We start from the raw sequence: 15,808 nt of genomic DNA, 5'->3' as shown, positions 1-15,808 counted from the left end.
GGTTAGGGACTTCTGGTGTCCCGGGTGGGTGTGTCCAAAAAATAAATCCCGATGCGTGATCCGCATAGAGGGGTGTTCGCGCGCTCACTGTGCGAGAGAGTTGGTGGTGGGGCCGCTGCAGCGCAGCGTCGCCCCGACACGACAGCACCGGTCGGCACGGCCGGACACACCACCTCGGGAGGCATCCGTGAGCGCCCAGACCTCGGACCCGGCCGGGTACGCCCTGAGCGGGCTCGCCGCCGAACTGCGCTCTCGAGGGGTCGACGCCACCGAGGACGGGGACCGCGGACTCGTCCTGGTCCCCGGCGCGCCCGCGGGACACAGCAGCGCGCTGCTGCGTCCCCACCGGGGCGGCCTGTGGTGGTGGATCCGCCGACCCGTACAGGACGGTGTCCCCCCGGCACCGTCAGGGATCCCTCTGGCCCCGGCGCACCGCACCTCCCACGTCGCGGGGAGGATCGCGCGGGCGCCGGAGGGCGTCCCCGGCGGTGCTGTCTGAGCGCGGACCCCTTTCCCGCGCTGGACCGCGGCACGGCCCCGCCGTTCCGGCCCCGTTGGGGACGGCGGGGCCGTGCCACCCCGGTCTCACTGCGCCGCGAGCACGGCGCCCACGATCCCCGCGGTATTGCGCAGTTCCGCCGGCACGGTCGGGGTCCGCAGATCCAGGTGCGGCAGGAACTTGTCCGCCTTGCGGCTGACCCCGCCGCCGACCACGATCAGGTCGGGCCACACCAGGTCCTCCACCACGCGGTAGTAACGCTGCAGGCGCTCGACCGCCCAGGCGTGGTAACTCAGCCCGTCCCGGTTCTTGGCCCCCGACGAGGCCCGGCTCTCCGCGTCGTGGCCGTCGATCTCCAGATGGCCGAACTCGGTGTTGGGCACCAGGCGCCCGTGCACGACCAACGCCGTACCGATCCCCGTGCCCAGGGTCGTCAACAGCACCACACCGGACGTGGTGCGGGCGGCCCCGTAGTGCGCCTCGGCCAGCGCTGCGGCGTCGGCGTCGTTGAGCACGCGCACCGGCCGTCCCAGCACACCGGAGAACAGGGAACCGGCATCGGTCCCGATCCAGGAGCGGTCCACGTTGGCGGCGGTGCGCACCACCCCCTGCTGGACCACACCGGGGAAGGTGATGCCCACCGGGGTGCCCGCGGTCTCGGGGAAACGGCCGGAGATCTCCCCGACCACCTCGGCCACCGCCTCGGGTGTGGAGAGCTCGGGGGTGGCGATCTTGACGCGCTCGGTGAGGAACTCCCCGGTCCCCAGGTCGACCGGTGCCCCCTTGATCCCGCTGCCGCCGATGTCGATGCCCAGCCCGGTCCTGCGCTCTGCCATGGGTCCGTCGTCTCCCGTGTGCCTCGTCCGCGTGCGGTGCCCGTCGCCCCGCCGGCAACGATCCTTCCCCGCTCCGGTCCCCTTCGTACACCCGCCGGGCGTTCCCCGCACGCCGCCGGAGTGGTCGGTGCGGTACCGCCGTGCCGATACTCTGGGCGATCGCCCTTGACCACACGCAACGCGGGAAGACGAGAGCGACGTTGACCGGTATCCATGGCCGCCGCGGCCCTTTCACCGACGGCGACACCGTGCAGTTGACCGACCCGAAGGGCCGGATGCACACCATCACCCTGCGCGAGGGTGGCGCCTTCCACTCGCACAAGGGCCGTATCGCCCATGACGACCTCATCGGCGAGCCCGAGGGCAGCGTCGTGAGCTCCGGTACCGGGACCGCCTACGTCGCGCTGCGCCCCCTGCTCATCGACTACACGCTGTCGATGAAGCGCGGGGCGACGATCGTCTACCCCAAGGACGCGGCACAGATCCTGGTCGAGGCCGACATCCACCCCGGCGCGCGCGTCGTCGAGGCCGGCGCCGGTTCGGGCGCGATGTCCAACTGGCTGCTGCGCGCGGTCGGCGAGCACGGGATGGTCTCCTCCTACGAGCGCCGTGCCGACTTCGCCGAGATCGCCCGCAAGAACGTCGAACGTTTCCACGGCGGCCCCCACCCGGCCTGGAAGCTGACCGTGGGCGACCTGGGGGAGTCCCTGGACGACACCGACGTCGACCGGGTCTTCCTCGACATGCTCGCCCCCTGGGAGAACCTCGACGCCGTCGCCCGCGCCCTGCGCCCCGGCGGCCTGCTGTGCTGCTACGTGGCCACCACGACCCAGCTCTCCCGCATCGTCGAGGAGATGCGCGAGGACGACCGCTTCTACGAGCCGCGTTCGTGGGAGACCATGCTGCGCACCTGGCACGTGGAGGGCCTCGCGGTGCGTCCGGACCACCGGATGATCGGCCACACCGGGTTCCTCGTGGTCGCCCGTCGCCTGGCCGACGGCGCCCAGGCCCCCGACCGGCGCCGCCGTCCCGCCAAGGGCGCCTACGGCAAGGACTACGAGAAGGCGAAGGCGGCCGAGCGCGCCGCCGAGAAGGGTGCCCCCGCCGAGCCGGCGGCCTCCGAGAAGCCCGCCGGCGAAGGCTCCGAGGGCGGCAGCGAGCGCGCCTGAGACACCGTGGCCGTTACCGGCCAGTAGCGGAGAGTGTCCGCATGCTGGTACCACCCTCGAGCCACTGTTTCGCCCATTGGTCTCCCCTGCCCCGGAGGCACCCAGGACCTCACCGAACACGGCCCCGGACACACACCGATCGTGTCCGGGGCCGTTCGTGTGCGCGGGGCCGCTGCAGGTGCTCCGACGTGCGGGATCAGGGCATCCGGGCTTGGCGCGGCGGTGTCCGTGGGCAGGCCCGGAGGTTACGTTCTCATGACGTTGGGTGACCCTCTACCACCCTGACCTGCGCCGACACAAGGCCTGAAAATGAGGGCTACGACACTCGCGAGCGCTGGGAGGTTAGGAAAGGGGCAGGGGTAGGTAGGCTCCCGAGTAGTCGTCCTTCTCATAGGGAGGTGGCGGACGTGGCCGAGCGCGACGACGAGCGCCAGAGCGACCAGGACCGTGAAGTCGCCGAACTCACGGCCCAGGTCTCCTACATGGAAAAGGAACTCAGCGTGCTTCGGCGTAAGCTCGCCGATTCCCCCCGACATGTACGCCTGCTGGAGGAACGCCTGAGGGAGGCGCAGACCAACCTCGCTGCGACCAACAGCCAGAACGAGCGACTCGTCTCCACACTCAAGGAGGCGCGTGAACAGATCGTCGCTCTGAAGGAGGAGGTCGACCGCCTCGCCCAGCCCCCGTCGGGCTTCGGTGTCTACCTCGGATCCCGCGAGGACGACACCGTCGAGATCTTCACCAACGGCCGCAAGATGCGGGTCAACGTCAGCCCCTCGGTCGACGTCGAGACCCTGCAGCCCGGCCAGGAGGTCATGCTCAACGAGGCCTTCAACATCGTGGAGGCCGAGTCCTTCGAGACCGTCGGCGACGTCGTCATGCTCAAGGAGCTCCTGGAGGACGGCGAACGCGCCCTGGTCATCTCCAACCACGACGACGAGCGCATCGTCCGCCTCGCCGAACCCCTGCGCGAGGAACCCCTGCGCGCCGGCGACTCCCTGCTGCTGGAGTCGCGTTCGGGTTACGCGTACGAGCGCATCCCCAAGTCCGAGGTCGAGGAACTCATCCTCGAAGAGGTCCCCGACATCGCCTACACCGACATCGGTGGGCTCGCCGGGCAGATCGAGATGATCCGCGACGCGGTCGAACTGCCCTACCTGCACAAGGACCTCTTCTACGAGCACCAGCTGCGCCCGCCCAAGGGTGTGCTGCTCTACGGTCCTCCCGGCTGCGGTAAGACGCTCATCGCCAAGGCGGTGGCCAACTCCCTGGCCAAGCAGGTCTCCGAGCGCACCGGCCGCGACGTCGGCAAGAGCTTCTTCCTCAACATCAAGGGGCCGGAGCTGCTCAACAAGTACGTCGGCGAGACCGAGCGCCACATCCGCCTGGTCTTCCAGCGGGCCCGGGAGAAGGCGGGCGAGGGCACCCCCGTCATCGTCTTCTTCGACGAGATGGACTCCATCTTCCGCACCCGCGGCTCGGGTGTGTCCTCCGACGTGGAGAACACGATCGTCCCGCAGCTGCTCAGCGAGATCGACGGTGTGGAGGGTCTGGAGAACGTCATCGTCATCGGCGCCTCCAACCGCGAGGACATGATCGACCCCGCGATCCTGCGCCCGGGACGCCTCGACGTCAAGATCAAGATCGAGCGCCCCGACGCCGAGGCCGCGCGCGACATCTTCGCCAAGTACATCACCCCCGAACTGCCGCTGCACGACGAGGACCTGGCCGAGCACGAGGAGTCCCGCCGGGCCACCGTCGACGCGATGATCCAGCGGGCCGTCGAGCGCATGTACACCGAGGACGAGGAGAACCGCTTCCTCGAGGTCACCTACGCCAACGGTGACAAGGAGGTCCTGTACTTCAAGGACTTCAACTCCGGGGCGATGATCGAGAACATCGTCGACCGTGCCAAGAAGATGGCCATCAAGGACTTCATCGACAACCAGTCCAAGGGGCTGCGGGTCTCCCACCTGCTCCAGGCCTGCGTCGACGAGTTCAGCGAGAACGAGGACCTGCCCAACACCACCAACCCGGACGACTGGGCGCGCATCTCCGGAAAGAAGGGCGAGCGGATCGTCTACATCCGTACCCTCGTCACCGGAAAGAAGGGCGCCGATTCCGGTCGGAGTATCGACACCGTCGCCAACACCGGGCAGTACCTGTAATTGCAGGGTGTCCGTCGGGGCCGGTCCGAATCGGGCCGGCCCCTCGGTGTGTGCGGATGCGTGGACGAAACGCCCGAGAAGGCGGCACTTGGGCCACAATTACCGCCGAAGCGTTCAAGACCGGCCCGTGGCGGATAACCTCTCACCATGAGTGTGCGGCGGATCATGGGTATCGAGACCGAGTACGGCATTTCCGTGCCAGGCAATCCCGGGGCGAATGCGATGGTCACCTCGACACAGGTGGTCAACGCTTATCTGGCCGCCTCGGCCGCTCGGGCGCGGCGTGCCCGCTGGGACTTCGAGGAGGAGAACCCGCTGCGCGACGCGCGCGGTTTCGACCTGGCGCGGGAGGTGGCCGACCCCACCCAGCTCACCGACGAGGACCTGGGCCTGGCCAACGTCATCCTCACCAACGGGGCGCGGCTGTACGTCGACCACGCCCACCCCGAGTACTCGGCGCCGGAGGTGACCAACCCCCGCGACGCCGTGCTCTGGGACAAGGCCGGAGAGCGGGTCATGGCCGACGCCGCGGCCCGGGCCGCGGCGACCCCGGGCATCGACCCCATCCAGCTGTACAAGAACAACACCGACAACAAGGGCGCCTCCTACGGCTGCCACGAGAACTACCTGATGGACCGGGCGACCCCCTTCGGCGACATCGTCCGCCACCTGATCCCGTTCTTCGTCTCCCGCCAGGTCGTGTGCGGGGGCGGCAAGGTGGGCCTGGGCGCCGACGGTTCGGGCACCGGCTTCCAGCTCTCCCAGCGCGCGGACTTCTTCGAGGTCGAGGTCGGGCTGGAGACCACCCTGAAGCGTCCCATCATCAACACGCGGGACGAACCCCACGCCGACCCCGACCGCTACCGGCGCCTGCACGTGATCATCGGCGACGCCAACCTGAGCGAGACCTCCACCTACCTCAAGCTCGGCACCACGGCGCTGGTGCTGTCGATGATCGAGGACGGGTTCCTCTCCCACGACCTGACCCTGGACACCTCCGTCCAGGACCTGCGCCAGATCTCGCACGACCCCGGCCTCACCCACCTTGTGCGGCTGCGCGACGGCCGGCGGATGACGGCGCTCGAGATCCAGTGGACCTACCTCGAGCAGGCCCGCAAGTACGTCGAGGACCGCTACGGCGCCGACGTCGACGCCGACACCGCCGACGTGCTCGACCGGTGGGAGCGGGTGCTGGCCACCCTGGGCAGGGACCCCATGGACCTGGCCGATGAGCTCGACTGGGTCGCCAAGCTCAAGGTCCTGGAGGGTTACCGCAGCCGCGACCGGGTGGAGTGGTCCCACCCCCGTCTGCAGCTGGTCGACCTGCAGTACTCCGACGTGCGCGATGACAAGGGCATCTACAACCGGCTCGTGCACCGCGGGCGGATGCGCCGCCTCCTGGAGGAGAGCGAGGTGACCCGGGCCATCACCCAGCCGCCCGAGGACACCCGCGCCTACTTCCGCGGCCGCTGCCTGGCCAAGTACGCCGACTCGGTGACCGCGGCCTCCTGGGACTCGGTCATCTTCGACCTGCCCGGCCACGACTCCCTGCAGCGGGTCCCGACGCTCGATCCCCTGCGCGGTACCCGCGAGCACGTCGGCGGGCTGCTGGACGAGTCCGAGACCGCAGAGGAACTGGTGTCGGTGCTCACCGGCCGCGGCTGAGACCACACGCCGACGCCCCCGTCCGTGCCGAGAGGGCACGGGCGGGGGCGCCTTCATGTGGTCGGCGGGGGGGAGAGCCGACCACCCGGAGGTCAGGTGCTCAGGGTCAGGTTCCAGGAGTTCAGCATCGGGTTGACCTCCTGGTAGTAGGTCGTGCCGCCGGAGGAGCAGTTGCCCGAACCGCCGGAGGTCACACCCTGGGCCTGGTCACCGGAGATGTAGGAACCGCCGGAGTCGCCGGGCTCGGCGCACACGGTCGTGCGCGTCATGTCGGTGACGGTGCCCTCGGGGTAGCTCACCGACTGCCCGCGGGCCTCGATGGTGCCGCAGTGCCAGCCCGTGGTGGAACCCGAACGGCACACCTGCGAACCGATCGGCGCCTGGGTGGAGCCGCCGACGGTCTGGCTGCCGCCGGTGTTGTACCGGCTCACCAGGTTGGTCAGGGTGAAGTTGGACGTGCCCCGCACGAACGCGGCGTCGTTGCCCGGGAAGATCGACTGGTCGAAGGTGCCGCTGCCGTTGCCGACGCTCACCGAGGAACCGGTGGTCCCGCAGTGCCCGGCCGTGACGAACCCGGGGTTGCCCGAGGAGTCCTCGGCCGCGAACCCGATCGAGCACCGGGTGCCGCTGCCGATGGTGTAGGCGATGCCGCCCACGATGTCGGCGTAGGCCTCGGGCGCCTCCGAGGTGGTCTCGACGCGCACGTCGGCGGCGTCGACACCGGCCGAGGAGAGCAGGGCACCGACGTCGGCGTCCGCACCCTCTAGGGTCTCGATCACCACGGTGTCGCTCTCGACCTCGGGGTACCAGCCGACGACGCCCTCCTGGGCGCCGGCGCCGTTCAGGGCCGAGACGAGTTCGTCCAGTCCGTCGAGGCCGTGCTCGACCACGGAGGCCTCGGCCCCCGCTGCTTCGACATCGGCCACGGCGGCCGCGTCGGTGACCAGTACGGTCAGAGTGTGGGTGTCGGTGTCGAAGAGCGAGCCGCCGTAGTGCTCGCCCGCGGCCTCGGTGGCCTCGGCGTCGGTCTCGAAGGCCGCGTCCTGGGCGTCGAGGAGGTCGGAGGCCTCGGCGGTGTTCAGGCCGAGGTCGCGCTCGAGGGCCTCGGCCATGGTGGTGGCCTCGGCCTGCGGGGCGGGGGTCAGCGGTGCGGGTGCTGCGCCGGCGGTCGGAGCGGCGGCCACGGACATGCCGAGGGCCAGGGCTCCGGTGCCGATCGCGGAGATGACGGGGGAGGGTCGCATGTGCCCTGTCTCCAAAGGGGGATGAGCGGGGGATTCGCGGGCCGCACCCCCGACGGGTCCGGCCCCGCGTCCGAGAACGGGCGGTGCCCGGACTCGAAGTTCACCGATACACTCGGTAAACGATTCCCGACTATAGGTCGACACCGTGATCACGGAAAGACCCGTATTCCCCGACATCATTCAGTAACGGGACGCGGGTTCCGGGATGTGAGCCCATTTCCATGGCGCTCGGTAATCGGACGTCCCACCACCTCAGCGTTCTGATGCCGAACGCTCACCCAACGCACCGGAGGCCCGGGCGCAAGGGGTGCAGCGCGGCCGGAAGCGGACACCGTCCTGGGTCACGGCCCGGGCGGGCGCCACACACCGGAAACCCCGGCCTCGCCGCGCTGTACCCGTACACACGAGCGCCCCCGCCCGCAGGTGCGGACGGGGGCGCGGTGCACGTCGGGCGCCGGAGGCGTCCTAGCTGGTCACCAGGTCCAGGCCCCAGGTGTCCAGGACCGGGGCGACCTCCTGGTAGTAGGTCGTGCCGCCGCCGGAGCAGCTGCCGGAACCGCCCGAGGTCATGCCCTGGGCCTGGTCGCCGGCGATGAAGGAGCCGCCGGAGTCACCGGGCTCGGCGCAGGCGTCGGTACGGGTCATGTCCTCGACCGTGCCCTCGGGGTAGCTCACGGACTCGCCGCGGGCCTCGATGGTGCCGCACTCCCAGCCGGTGGTGGAACCGGAACGGCAGATGGCCGAACCGATCGGGGCCTCGTCGGAACCGCCGACGGTCTGGTTGTCACCGTCGTAGGTGTTGACCAGGTTGGTCGCGTCCCAGTTGTCGGTGGCCGCGACGAAGGCCGCGTCGTTGCCCGGGAAGATGGACTCCTCGAACACACCGGAACCGGTGCCGTCCTCGCTCTCGGCGGAGGTGCCGACCGTGCCGCAGTGGCCGGCCGTCACGAAGCCCTCGTTGCCGGAACCGTCGGTGACGGCGAAGCCGATGGAGCAGCGGCCGCCGCCCATGGTGTAGGCGTCGCCGCCGACGATGTCGGCGTAGAGCTCGGGCGTCTCGTTGGTCTGCTCGACCTCGACCGCCGCGGTGTCCACGCCGGCGCTGTCGATCAGGCTCTGGGCCGCGTCGGTGTCGTTGGCCTGCACCACGACCGTGTCGTTCTCGACGTCCGGGTACCAGCTCACGACGCCGTCGGCGCCGCCGGCCGCGTCGAGCTCCTCGACGACACCGGCGAGCGTCTCGTGGCCGTGGTCGACGACAGCGGCCTCGGCACCGGCGGCCTCGACCTGCTCGGCCGCCGCGGCGTCGGTGACGTGGACGGTCAGCTCGAGGGTGTCGGCGTCGAAGACGGACCCGCCGTAGCTGTCACCGGCGGCCTCGGCGGCCTCCGCGTCGATGTCGATGGCCGCGTCCTGAGCCTCCAGGAGCTCCTCGGCCTCGAACGGGGTGAGGCCGAAGTCGCGCTCGAGCGCTTCCTCCATGGTGGCGGCCACGTCGTCCGTGGTCGGCTCGGCCGGGAGGGTGGTCGCACCCGCGCTGGGGGCGACGGCGATCGACATGCCCAGCGCCAGGGCGCCGGTGCCGATCGCGGAGATGATGGGGGAGGGTCGCATGATCCCTACTCTCCTCGGGGGTATGTACGGGGTTCTCGGGGCGGCCGACCGGGGGGACGGCCGGCCCCGAAGGAGCCCCGGGGGTGGGGCTCCTGGGGGTGTTCACCGAGACGACCGGTAAACGAGCCCACACCATAAGTGCGCATCCTGCACAGCGAAAGCCCGCTGACTCGGAGCATCGTTCAAGATCGTGTGGAATGATCGAGACATCCGATGAATGACATTCTGTGGGGACAAGTCGTGACTTTCCTGACCTCGCGCTTTCCGGGGGAACTCGGAACACCTTCAGACGGGGACTGTGTGGGTCAAGGGAAAGCTGTGGCCGGATGCGGCCATGGAATCGGGTGCCATCCGTGACGGCTCCGACACGTACGCGTAACCCCGGAGGTCAGTCAGGGTGACCCGCCAGTAGCCCCGTGGAGCCCCCTCGCTGCCCGTTCCTCCGCGCCCGCCGCGGACCAGGGTCCGGGGAGCGCGGGCCACCGGTCCCGCTGCCTGTTCGCTCTCGAGTAACTAGCGCGTATCGGGCCCCGGGAAGGGGGTTGAGCCGCTCAAGGTTGGGCCAAGATAAGGGCGAGAGCCCCGAACGGGAGGAAGCAAGCCATGGCGACCAAGGACAACGGCGGTCAGAAGCACGGATCCCGTCGCGAGGAAGAGGTCGAGGAGACCGAGGCGACCACCGAGGCCACCGAGCGCGACGAGAGCCTCGACGAGGACGTCGACGACATCCTCGACGAGATCGACGACGTCCTGGAGAACAACGCCGAGGACTTCGTGCGCCAGTTCGTGCAGAAGGGCGGACAGTAGTCCGGGGCGTGCGCGGCGGAGGCGCGGCGGAGCAGGGATCCGCCGGGCATGCCCTAATGTCGTTCCCACCGGACCGCCGGGCCGGTCCGGGCATCACACACAAGGACCAGAGGCGCCCCGCCTGCACCCCCTGCTTCTCGGAGGGCGGGGCGCGAGTGGAGGGAGACGCGTGTTCGAAGGGTTCGAGGGCGGACGGATGCCCGCCGCGTTCATGAGTGCGGGGACATCGTCCTTCACCGAGTTCCTCGGTGCGGTCAGCCCCGAGTCACTGCCCGGGCACGACCTGCCCGACCGGAACGCGGGTGAGCACATGACCCCCGACGCGACGACCATCGTCGCGCTGACCTTCCCCGGGGGAGTGGTCCTGGCCGGCGACCGGCGGGCCACCCAGGGCAACGTCATCGCCAACCGGGACATGGACAAACTGTTCCGCACCGACGAGTTCTCCGCCGTCGCCATCGCTGGGTCGGCCGGGATCGGGATCGAGCTTGCCCGCCTCTACCAGGTTGAACTGGAGCACTACGAGAAGATGGAGGGGCGCGCCCTCTCCCTGGAAGGTAAAGCCAACAAGCTGGCCCAGATGGTGCGCGGCAACCTGGGCATGGCGATGCAGGGCTTCGTCGTCGTCCCCCTGCTGATCGGTTACGACGAGCGCTCCGAGGAGGGGCGCGTCTTCAGTTACGACGCCGTCGGCGGACGCTACGAGGAGCACCGCTACCACTCCATCGGTTCCGGTTCGGTCTACGCCAAGGGTTCGCTCAAGAAGCTCTACCGCGACGACCTGTCCGAGACCGACGCCGTCAAGGCCGCCCTGGAGTCGCTCTACGACGCGGCCGACGACGACTCGGCCACCGGCGGCCCCGACCTGCACCGAAAGATCTTCCCCCTCGTGGACGTCATCACCGACGACGGCCACCGGCGGGTGGCCGTCGACGAGGTCGAGCGTCTGGCCACCGAGGTGGTCGAGGGGCGTGCGGCCCATCCCGACGGGCCCACCGCCCCGCTGAGCTGACCGCCCGGCTCCCACGTCAGAACTCTCCCGACCAGGTAAGGAACGATCCGCGGTGTCGATGCCGTTCTACGTCGCCCCCGAACAACAGATGAAGGACAAGGCGGACTACGCGCGAAAAGGCATCGCGCGGGGCCGCAGCGCCGTCGTCCTGCAGTACGACGGCGGGATCCTCATGGTGGCCGACAACATGTCCCGCACCCTCCACAAGATCAGTGAGCTCTACGACCGCATCGGCTTCGCCGCCGTGGGCCGCTACCCCGAGTTCGAGAACCTGCGTCTGATGGGGGTGCGCTTCGCCGACGTGCGCGGTTACCAGTACGACCGCCGCGACGTCAGCGGACGCCAGCTCGCCAACATCTACGCCCAGACCCTGGGCACGGTCTTCAGCGAGAGCCTCAAGCCGTGGGAGGTGGAGATCCTCGTCGCCGAGGTCGGTGAGAGCGCCGCCGACGACGAGATCTACCGCATCAACTTCGACGGCACCATCGTCGACGAACAGGGGTTCGTGGCCGTGGGCGGCTCCTCCGAGCACGTGTCCAACCAACTCAAGGACCGCTTCGCCGCGGACGCGCCCCTGGCCACGGCGCTCAACACCGCCACGCGCGCCCTGGCGCACGAGAACGGTGACGAGCGCGAGCTGGAGGCCGGCAACCTCGAGGTCGCCGTCCTGGAGCGCGCCCGCGAACACCGCAAGTTCCGCCGTGTCCACGGGCGCCGGCTGCGCACCCTCCTGGAGGAGGGCCGCGCCGGTACCGGGCGGGCCGCGACCGACGAGCCGGAGGCCGACGGCGGGGACGAGGAGTGACCTGAGGACGACGCATGCGGTGCGGTGCCGCCCCGGCACCGCACCGACCGGGTGGGTGCGGACGGCGCGGCCCCGCCGCCGGCACCTTCGGGACGGGAAGTTGGTGAGGCCGCGTGGAACGACGCATCTTCGGGCTGGAGAACGAGTACGGGGTCACGTGCACCTTCAGGGGGCAGCGCCGGCTGTCGCCCGACGAGGTCGCCCGCTACCTCTTCCGCAGGGTCGTCTCGTGGGGGCGCAGCAGCAACGTGTTCCTGCGCAACGGTGCACGCCTGTACCTGGACGTGGGCAGCCACCCCGAGTACGCCACCCCCGAGTGCGACAACCTCGTGGACCTGGTGGCCCACGACAAGGCCGGTGAGCGCATCCTCGAAGGCCTGCAGGTCGACGCCGAGCAGCGCCTGCACGAGGAGGGCATCGCCGGCGACATCTACCTGTTCAAGAACAACACCGACTCGGCCGGAAACTCCTACGGCTGCCACGAGAACTACCTCGTGGGGCGGCACGGGGAGTTCGGGCGCCTGGCCGACGTCCTCATCCCGTTCCTGGTCACCCGGCAGATCATCTGCGGGGCAGGCAAGGTCCTGCAGACCCCCCGGGGTGCGCTCTACTGCGTCAGCCAGCGGGCCGAGCACATCTGGGAAGGGGTCTCCTCCGCCACCACCCGGTCGCGGCCCATCATCAACACCCGCGACGAGCCGCACGCGGACGCCGAACGGTTCCGCCGCCTGCACGTCATCGTGGGCGACTCCAACATGAGTGAGACCACCGCGCTGCTCAAGCTCGGCTCGACCGACCTCGTGCTGCGCATGATCGAGGCCGGTGTGGTCATGCGCGACTACACGCTGGAGAACCCCATCCGGGCCATCCGCGAGGTCAGCCACGACATGACCGGGCGCCGCAAGGTGCGCCTGGCCAACGGGCGCGAGGCCAGCGCCCTGGAGATCCAGCGCGAGTACCTGGAGAAGGTCCAGACCTACGTCGACCGCCACGGCACCGACGCCACCGGCAAGCGCGTGCTCGACCTGTGGCAGCGCACCATCGAGGCGGTCGAGACCCAGAACTTCGAACCCGTCGCCCGGGAGATCGACTGGGTCGCCAAGTACCTGCTCCTGGAGCGCTACCGCGAGAAGCACGACCTGTCGCTGTCCTCGCCGCGTGTGGCCCAGCTCGACCTGACCTACCACGACATCCATCGCGACCGCGGGCTCTTCTACATGCTCCAGGCACGCGGCCAGATGGACCGGGTGGTGGACGACCTGAAGATCTTCGAGGCCAAGTCGGTGCCACCGCAGACCACCCGGGCCAAGCTCCGGGGCGAGTTCATCCGGCGGGCCCAGGAACAACGGCGCGACTTCACCGTCGATTGGGTCCACCTGAAACTCAACGACCAGGCGCAGCGCACCGTGCTGTGCAAGGACCCGTTCAAGGCCGTCGACGAACGGGTCGACAAGCTCATCGCCGGTATGTGACCGCAGGTCACAGCCTTCGGCCCCGGGTGCGTGCGCTCCGCGTCCCGGGGCCGCGGCATGCCCGGGCCGTGCCCGCGCGGCGGGCGGGGTGGCCGCACTCCCCGTATTCGGTAGTGTGACCCTGTCCCAGGCCCGAAATCAGAGGTTGTGACTCATGCACCGACGTGCTGTAGCCCTCGCGGTGCCGGCGACCGCCATCGCCCTGACGGTCTCCAGCTGCGGATCCATCCCCGAGGATTGGCGTACCCCCGCCTTCCTCCAGATGGGGGAGGACGAGACCGACGAGCGGCTGCCCGCCGTGTCCGGAGAGATCGGCGAGAAGCCCGAGGTGACCTTCCCCGACATGGAACCGCCGGACGAGGAGGTCTCCGGTGTCGTCCACGAGGGCGAGGGCGAGGACGGCCTCGTCCGCAACGACGACCTGGTCGTGGCCAACTTCGCCCAGTACGAGTGGTCCGCCGCCGGCGAGGGTGAGGAGCTCGACCCCGACCAGGCCAGTTACGAGACCGGCGCCCCCGACCTCATCCGCATGGAGGAGATGCCGGACGAGCTGGCCTCCCCGATGGTCAACCAGCCCGTCGGAAGCCGCGTCGTCTACGTCATGCCTCCGCTGAGCGAGGAGGAGCGCACCCAGGCCGAGTCCATGGGCCAGGAGGTGCCCGAGGGCGCCACCGTGCTGGTCCTGGACCTGATGGACCGCTTCGGCGCCGGCGCCGTCGTGCCCGGTGAGCAGACCGAGGACGGCGGGGACGACCTGCCCACCGTCGTCCAGGAGGGCCACTCCGAGCCCGAGATCGACGTTCCCGAGACCGACCCGCCCGAGGACCTGACCGTCGAACCCCTCATCGAGGGCGAGGGCGACGAGGTCGAGGAGGGCCAGCAGGTCATCGTCCAGTACACGGGCGTGCCCTGGGAGCCCGACGAGGAGGGCCGCAACGAGGTCTTCGACTCCACCTGGAGCCAGGGCGGCACCCCCTTCGACGTCAACATCGGCGGCGGTGCGGTCATCGAGGGCTGGGACGAGGGCATGGTCGGCGAGAAGGTCGGCAGCCGACTGCTCATGGTTGTCCCGCCGGACCTGGCCTACGGCGACGAGGACACCGGGATGGGCACGCCCACCGGCACGCTCGTCTTCGTCGTCGACATCCTCGACGCCGTCGAGAACCCGCCGCAGCCCGACCCCGAGGACATGCCCGAGCAGCCCGAGGGCATGCCGGAGGGGATGCCCGAGGGCGAGATCGACCCCGAGGACCTCGAGGGCCTCATGCCCGAGGAGGGCGACCCCGGGCAGGAGTGACGCCCTTTCCCGCCTGCGCCGACGCCCCCGCCACGACCGGCGGGGGCGTCCGCGTGTCCGGGCGCCCCCGTATCGGCGCGGTACGTACAGTCGGACCACGCTTCAGGGATGGCGAGGGGGAACCATGCAGCGTCGGTACTGCTACGTGTCCGGACTCCGGCTGGGCGTCCCGGCCCTGGAGGAACTCTGCGCGCAGGGGCGGCCGCCCTCCCTGGTGGTGTCCTACCCGGCCGAACTCGCCCACCGCTGCGGCTACACCGACTACGAGGACCTCGCCCGCTCCCACGGCGTGCCCCACCTGCGCGCAGCCGACGTCGGTTCCGACGAGGCCCGCGACGCCCTGACCGCCCACGGCATCGACCTCATGGTCGTGGCCGGGTGGTCACAGCAGATCCCCGAACCCGTCCTCGAGGCCCTGCCGCTCGGCGCGGTCGGACTGCACCCCGCGCCCCTGCCGGTGGGCCGCGGGCGCGCCCCCATCCCCTGGACGATCCTGCGCGACATGCGCTCCAGCGCCGTCACCCTCTTCCACCTGGACGGCGGCGACCCCGGGAGCGGCGACGTCGTCGACCAGCGCTGGTTCGAGGTCGACCCCGACGTGACCGCGACCGGCCTGTACGAGCGGGTCGGGCACATCCAGGCCGAACTCCTGGTCCACCACCTCGACGACCTGCTCGCGGGGACCGCGCCCCGACGCGCGCAGAGCGGGCACGCCTCGGTCTGGCCGCGCCGCCGTCCCAGCGACGGGCTCCTGGACCTCAGCGCCGCCGGACGCGACGTCGACCGGATGGTGCGCGCCCTCGCCGAGCCCTACCCGGGGGCGTTCGTGATGTTCGGGGACGCCAGGGTGACCCTGTGCGACGGCACGCTCAGCGACGTGCCCGGAGGTGCCCCGGGTGAGATCGTCTCCGCCGGACCCGGCCGCGCCTGGGGTGTCACCTGCGGGGACGGGACCGTGTTCGTGCCCGGGTCGGTGCGGGTGGACGAAGGCGTGCGCGCCGACCCGGCTTCACTGGCGATGTTCCGGCCCGGTGCCTTCTTCGACGAACCGGCCCCGCACATGGTCGACGACCAGGGCCGCGCCGTCGTGCCGGGCCAGGCCTCCGCGGCCGACGCCCTCCTTCGCGCTTAGAGCGTGAATGGGACCACTCGGGGATCTTGCTACCAGAGCCGATATCGGCGCTGAAGTCGGCTCTGGTAGCAAGATCCCCGCAGGAGGG

At 70.1% G+C, this 15,808-nt stretch carries 13 protein-coding genes; 10 read left to right on the top strand and 3 right to left on the bottom strand.

Annotated elements, in window-relative coordinates; all coding sequences use genetic code 11:
• Positions 1-187: 187 nt before the first annotated feature.
• On the top strand, positions 188-499 hold the full coding sequence (locus IDM40_RS02845; RefSeq protein ID WP_193120302.1) for a hypothetical protein: 312 nt from the start codon (positions 188-190) through the stop codon (positions 497-499).
• 86 nt (positions 500-585) lie between these two features.
• Here IDM40_RS02845 and ppgK read toward each other — a convergent pair whose 3' ends face one another.
• Positions 586-1,335, bottom strand: a complete 750-nt coding sequence (gene ppgK, locus IDM40_RS02840) for a polyphosphate--glucose phosphotransferase (RefSeq protein ID WP_193120301.1) — start codon at positions 1,333-1,335, stop codon at positions 586-588.
• Between the two features lie 200 nt (positions 1,336-1,535).
• Between ppgK and IDM40_RS02835 the strand changes: the two genes are divergently transcribed.
• The 3 genes from IDM40_RS02835 to dop all read left to right on the top strand — a co-directional run bounded on the left by IDM40_RS02835 (position 1,536) and on the right by dop (position 6,337).
• On the top strand, positions 1,536-2,504 hold the full coding sequence (locus IDM40_RS02835; protein ID WP_193120300.1) for a tRNA (adenine-N1)-methyltransferase: 969 nt from the start codon (positions 1,536-1,538) through the stop codon (positions 2,502-2,504).
• Between the two features lie 398 nt (positions 2,505-2,902).
• Positions 2,903-4,672, top strand: a complete 1,770-nt coding sequence (gene arc / locus IDM40_RS02830) for a proteasome ATPase (protein ID WP_193120299.1) — start codon at positions 2,903-2,905, stop codon at positions 4,670-4,672.
• A 147-nt stretch (positions 4,673-4,819) separates the two neighbouring features.
• Complete coding sequence (dop, locus tag IDM40_RS02825; RefSeq protein ID WP_407939925.1) at positions 4,820-6,337, top strand: depupylase/deamidase Dop; 1,518 nt, start codon at positions 4,820-4,822, stop codon at positions 6,335-6,337.
• 92 nt (positions 6,338-6,429) lie between these two features.
• On the opposite strand, the gene IDM40_RS02820 is transcribed toward dop, so the two are convergent.
• The gene (locus tag IDM40_RS02820) at positions 6,430-7,581 is read right to left on the bottom strand and encodes a S1 family peptidase (protein WP_193120298.1); all 1,152 of its coding nucleotides are present in this window, start codon (positions 7,579-7,581) and stop codon (positions 6,430-6,432) included.
• A gap of 465 nt (positions 7,582-8,046) precedes the next feature.
• Positions 8,047-9,195 (bottom strand): S1 family peptidase, encoded by a 1,149-nt coding sequence (locus IDM40_RS02815; RefSeq protein WP_193120297.1) that lies wholly within the window; start codon positions 9,193-9,195, stop codon positions 8,047-8,049.
• A 603-nt stretch (positions 9,196-9,798) separates the two neighbouring features.
• Between IDM40_RS02815 and IDM40_RS02810 the strand changes: the two genes are divergently transcribed.
• The 6 genes from IDM40_RS02810 to IDM40_RS02785 all read left to right on the top strand — a co-directional run bounded on the left by IDM40_RS02810 (position 9,799) and on the right by IDM40_RS02785 (position 15,720).
• Complete coding sequence (locus IDM40_RS02810; protein WP_017611944.1) at positions 9,799-10,002, top strand: ubiquitin-like protein Pup; 204 nt, start codon at positions 9,799-9,801, stop codon at positions 10,000-10,002.
• Positions 10,003-10,171: 169 nt separating this feature from the next.
• On the top strand, positions 10,172-11,014 hold the full coding sequence (gene prcB, locus IDM40_RS02805; RefSeq protein ID WP_193120296.1) for a proteasome subunit beta: 843 nt from the start codon (positions 10,172-10,174) through the stop codon (positions 11,012-11,014).
• Positions 11,015-11,066: 52 nt separating this feature from the next.
• A complete protein-coding gene (gene prcA, locus IDM40_RS02800) occupies positions 11,067-11,819 on the top strand; it encodes a proteasome subunit alpha (protein WP_193120295.1) in 753 nt (250 codons plus the stop codon).
• 113 nt (positions 11,820-11,932) lie between these two features.
• On the top strand, positions 11,933-13,291 hold the full coding sequence (gene pafA, locus IDM40_RS02795) for a Pup--protein ligase (protein ID WP_193120294.1): 1,359 nt from the start codon (positions 11,933-11,935) through the stop codon (positions 13,289-13,291).
• Between the two features lie 154 nt (positions 13,292-13,445).
• Positions 13,446-14,588, top strand: coding sequence for an FKBP-type peptidyl-prolyl cis-trans isomerase (locus IDM40_RS02790; RefSeq protein WP_193120293.1), 1,143 nt, complete (start codon positions 13,446-13,448; stop codon positions 14,586-14,588).
• A gap of 124 nt (positions 14,589-14,712) precedes the next feature.
• Positions 14,713-15,720, top strand: coding sequence for a methionyl-tRNA formyltransferase (locus IDM40_RS02785; protein WP_193120292.1), 1,008 nt, complete (start codon positions 14,713-14,715; stop codon positions 15,718-15,720).
• The last annotated feature ends 88 nt before the right edge of the window (positions 15,721-15,808 follow it).

Origin of the sequence: Nocardiopsis coralli, assembly GCF_014892575.1 — a bacterium.
In the GTDB taxonomy this organism is placed as follows: domain Bacteria; phylum Actinomycetota; class Actinomycetes; order Streptosporangiales; family Streptosporangiaceae; genus Nocardiopsis; species Nocardiopsis coralli.
This window is presented reverse-complemented; position numbering and strand designations above follow the sequence as displayed.